Below are 4,790 nucleotides of genomic sequence, written 5' to 3' on the forward strand. Positions count from 1 at the left end.
AGATTTCGTTAAAGTTGGTACAAAAAATACAGAAGATCTTCCAAACGCTGCTGCAGCTAAAGAAATCGTATTAACTGTAGGTTCTAAAGAATACACAGTAAACAAAGAAGCTAAAACAGCTGATGCTGCTGCTTACATCGATGCTAACAACAGAACTATGGTTCCAGTTAAATTCATCGCTGAAGAATTCGGTAAACTTGACTTCGGTACTGTAAACGGTGTTGGTACTGTAACAGTATTCAAAGATGGCGCTGTTCTTCAATTCCAAAACGGTTCAAACATCATGAACAAAAATGGAATCGCTATCCCAATGGATACAGCAGTAGTTATCAAAGATGGTAGAACATATGTACCATTCAAATATGTTGCTGATGGTCTTGGAATCGGATTCAGCTTCGATCCTGCTACAAAATCAATCACATTCACAAACCAAGTTAAATAATTTGTGATTTGTATATAAAAAGCAACTCCTTCGGGGGTTGCTTTTTTGCGTTTAGAGATGATTATTTCTGCAAGAATATGCTATAATACAAGTTATGAAACAATATAGAGATAAAGAGGTGAGTGAATGGTTCAAAAGGAAAAAGAAGTTCAAGGTAAGTATACCTTCAATTTTAAGTGGATACTATTTGTACCGATTATGGCATTGTTAGGGGTTGTGCCGCTTATTGTTAGACTTGTTAAGACCGATATTCCAGCTGAATATATACTTTATATAACAGGTAATAATATTGATTTCTTTGCCCAATACAAAGCGCAGGCTATTGTAGCCTTAGTGATTGTGATGGGTGTTATCTTGTTCTTAACATGGAAAAAGGAAGATATAAAAAGAGATAAGGTATCTTATCTTTATTATGGAATGTCAGCGCTCTTTATAGTCATGACACTTTTATCAGGATTATTATCTTCTTACCGAGAGGTAACCACCTGGGGACTGCCTAATCATGCAGAAGGTATGGTGATTCTCATTTGTTATATCATCATGATGCTTTACACTTATTACTGTGTGAAAGAAAAGAGAGATTATAAGTTTATTCTTATTCCACTAGGATTTTTGGTCATCTGTCTAACTGTTATTGGATACTTCCAATATGTTGGTAAAGACCTGTTTATGACGGAGTGGGGAAGTAAACTGATTATTCCAGAGCATTATGCAGAAGATAGAGGCATGTTGAAAGGGCTGTATAAAGATAAAAATATATATGGTACACTCTTCCACTATAACTATATGGGAAGTTTTGCGGCAATGATGGTACCACTATTTATTACTTTAACCTGTTTTATGAAGGGATATAAAAGTAAGATTGTATATGGTATATTAAGCTTGTGTAGCTTATTTTTACTTTTTGGAAGTACCTCACGTGCAGGATTGATAGGGGTTGCTTGTAGTGTACTTGTGTTTGTCGTTGTATTTGGAAGAGGCTGTCTGAAGTATTGGAAGGGTATACTCATTGTAGCGGCTATTGGCGTTGTAAGTATAGTGGGACTTAATAGTGCAACGAATGGAAGTATCTTCTCAAGAATCCCTACATTAGTAGCAGATATAAAAGGGATGTTTCAGCCTACTCAAGAAAATGTGGATTATAAGGCTAACTTGCCTCTTCAAGGTATTGAGCAAGCAGACGGTAAGCTGACATTGAATATGCAAGGTCAAGCACTTACTCTAAGTATGACAGAAGAAGGGCCTAGATTTGAAGATGAGACAGGTACACAAGTTGTGTATATTTACATGGACTTAGGGCAAGGGGCAAAATACTTTACACAAGAGCCTAAGTTTGAAGATTGGATCTTCCATGTGAAACAATTAGAAGGTAAAAACTATCTTGTATTAGCTTACCAAAATACTAAAGTGCTGACTTTAGGGATGAGCGAGCAAGGGATTGAGCTAGTGGATGACTACACCTATGAACCTAAAGCATTTGTAGAACCGCCAGCTATAGGATTTAAAGGCAAAGAAAGAATGGGTTCAGCAAGGGGCTATATTTGGTCTAGAAGTTTACCTTTGTTAAAAGAGACCTTACTCATCGGATTTGGGCCAGATGCTTATGCCTTCGCGTTTCCACAAGATGATGTATTAGGCAAATGGGCTGCTTATGATACGCCAAATATTGTTGTAGATAAGCCTCATAATCTCTATTTACAGATTGCACTCAATCAAGGTGTTGTTGCACTTGTTGCATTCTTGGTTTTAGTAGGCACTTATGTTGTTCAAGCTGTTAGATTGTATGGATTTAAGACAGGCTATAGTAAAGTGGAGATACTAGGGGGTGCAGTGTTATTAGCAATAGTCGGGTATTTGGGAGCTGGTATCTTCAATGACTCAGTGGTACCCGTTGCACCAATCTTTTGGATCTTACTAGGTGTAGGGATGGCAACCAACTTTATGGTTGCAAAAGAACAAAAGAGTGGACGTGCAAAAGTTGCACATGCCACTATTCATATGAAGACCAAAAAACATATGTAAATGTGATTATGTAAGAAGTATCTTTTGAGGTGAAATTTGAATAGGAGGAGATAAGAAATGCAATTAACAGTTCAACAAATTCAAGAAATTAAAAAATATCCTAACTCTATTTATACTCAAATCAAACAAGAATTTCTTTATCATTCTAATAAGATTGAGGGCAGTACGTTCACAAGGGAAAACTTAGCGAGCTACTTAGACCAAAAGATTATTGAAGGCTCTCATAAAGTCGATGATGTGTTTGAGACCATCAACTCAGTTGATCTCTTTGACTTCACAGTGGATACACTCAGCGAGCCACTTACAAAAAGGCTCATATTGGAATATCATAGAATGCTCAAGTTGAATACAAGAGATGCTGAATATGGTTTTTCAGGGTGTTGGAAGAAGATACCGAACTATATCAGTGGATCTAAAGCTCAAGTGGCGCAGCCTTATGAAGTGGATGCTAAAATAGAAGAATTACTAAGTTGGTGGGAACAGTGTGAGAAAGCGTTTGAAGATATTGTTGCTTTCCATGTGCAGTTTGAATCTATACATCCTTTCCAAGATGGAAATGGTCGTGTAGGTAGATTTATTATGCTTAAGCAGTGCCTAGAAAATGGTGTAGGCTTAATTGCCATTGATGAAAAGTATGAAAAGCAATATAAAGAAGGCTTGCAAAAGATGCAAACTATGCAAGATATGAGTGATTTATTAGAAGTACTCAAAAAATGTCAGGAATTCTTATCAGATAAAACTGTAGAACTTTCCAATACGATTAAGTGTTTGGAGCAATCTTAGGTCAAACAATATGATAAAAAGCATGTATTCCCTCAAATCAGTAGGGATACATGCTTTTTATCATATTAGTATGCATTTTTATTAATAAAACCTTTGAAGACAGTGAGTAAAATAATCTTCAAATCAAAGCTAAAAGTCCAGTTTTCAATATAATAGAGGTCATGTTCAATGCGACCTTCGATAGATGTATCCCCTCTAAATCCAGTGATTTGTGCCCAACCTGTAATGCCAGGACGGACTTGGTGTTTCACCATATAGCGAGGAATGGTTTCTTTGAACTTATCAACAAAGTAAGGTCTTTCGGGTCTAGGTCCTACAACAGACATATCCCCTTTTAAGACATTGAAGAATTGTGGGAGCTCATCAATGCTTGTCTTACGTATGAAACTGCCCCACTTTGTCTTGCGTGGGTCATTGGGCGTAGTCCATTTGTTCTTTTCTTCGGATTTTGATTGAACACGCATGGAACGAAACTTGTACATATTGAAGCTTTGGCGATTAAGGCCAACGCGTTCTTGCTTGTAAATGATAGGGCCTGGCGAGGTGAGTTTGGTCATAACAGCGGCAAAGATAAGGAGGGGGCTGGTCAATATAATAGCTACTAGTGAAAAGAGGATATCAAAGCTACGCTTGATAAAGCTTTTAAAGACATTATCAAGTGGTACATGACGGATATCAATAACAGGTAGACCATCTAAGTCATCCATATAAGGCTTAGCAGGGATGTACTGATGATAATAAGGAATAATCTGTGTTTTGATGCCAGCCTTTTCACAGGCTTGAAGAATATGACCCAGTTCACTAAGATCTGCACCGGATACACCTACAATGGCGATGTCGATGGATTTGGTAGTAAGGATTTCTTCTAAGTCAGCAACTTGTCCAAGAACAGGATAGCCTTTGAATTTCTTTATAGGGCTTCCACTAGAAGGAATAATTCCAACAATGTTGTAGCCCCAGTGAGGATTTCTTTTAGTTTTGTCTAAGAAGAGTGCACTGCTATCGGTTGCACCGATGACAAGGCAATGCTTCAAGTTGTACCCGAGCCTGCGGTACTTCTTAAGGATTAGACGAATCCCTATACGTACACTAATCGTAGCACATGTGTTGAGAATAAAGAAAATAATAAGTGTCCCACGAGAGAAATGAATGACCTTGAAGGTAAAAAGCCCAACCATTAAGAGGATACTTGCTAAGATATTGGTCTTCACAATGGAAGAAACTTCAATGTGAAAAGGCTTCGTGCGTCTGGTACTATAGATGTCAAAGATGTTATATAAGCTAAAATAAACAGGGATACACAAGATGACAGGTTTTAAAGATTCAGCTAAAGATAATGAAATCGTACCATTATCTAATAAGTAAAATCGAATGCAGTAAGCAACTATATATGAAATAATGATAAGTAAGAGGTCTAGAAAAACTTGTAGACGATTTAAATACCGTTGGTTTTCTCTAATCATAAAATACTCCTTTGTATATAAAGTCCTAATATAATTATACTATATTCTAACGGAAAGAACAAAAGGAGACATGGAAATTT

At 36.9% G+C, this 4,790-nt stretch carries 4 protein-coding genes; 3 read left to right on the top strand and 1 reads right to left on the bottom strand.

Annotated features, from left to right (window positions below):
• The 3 genes from RRY75_RS13910 to RRY75_RS13920 all read left to right on the top strand — a co-directional run.
• The coding region (locus tag RRY75_RS13910) for a stalk domain-containing protein (RefSeq protein WP_332528007.1) at window positions 1-442 on the top strand (442 nt) is incomplete at its 5' end.
• 126 nt (window positions 443-568) lie between these two features.
• Complete coding sequence (locus RRY75_RS13915) at window positions 569-2,464, top strand: O-antigen ligase family protein (protein WP_332528657.1); 1,896 nt, start codon at window positions 569-571, stop codon at window positions 2,462-2,464.
• A 57-nt stretch (window positions 2,465-2,521) separates the two neighbouring features.
• Entirely contained in the window at window positions 2,522-3,247 is a 726-nt protein-coding gene (locus tag RRY75_RS13920; protein WP_332494355.1) for a Fic family protein, read from the top strand.
• Window positions 3,248-3,312: 65 nt separating this feature from the next.
• Here RRY75_RS13920 and RRY75_RS13925 read toward each other — a convergent pair whose 3' ends face one another.
• Window positions 3,313-4,710, bottom strand: a complete 1,398-nt coding sequence (locus RRY75_RS13925) for an undecaprenyl-phosphate glucose phosphotransferase (RefSeq protein WP_332717348.1) — start codon at window positions 4,708-4,710, stop codon at window positions 3,313-3,315.
• Between the last annotated feature and the right edge of the window lie 80 nt (window positions 4,711-4,790).

The sequence above is a fragment of the Niameybacter sp. genome (genome assembly GCF_036655075.1).
GTDB lineage: Bacteria > Bacillota > Clostridia > Lachnospirales > Cellulosilyticaceae > Holtiella.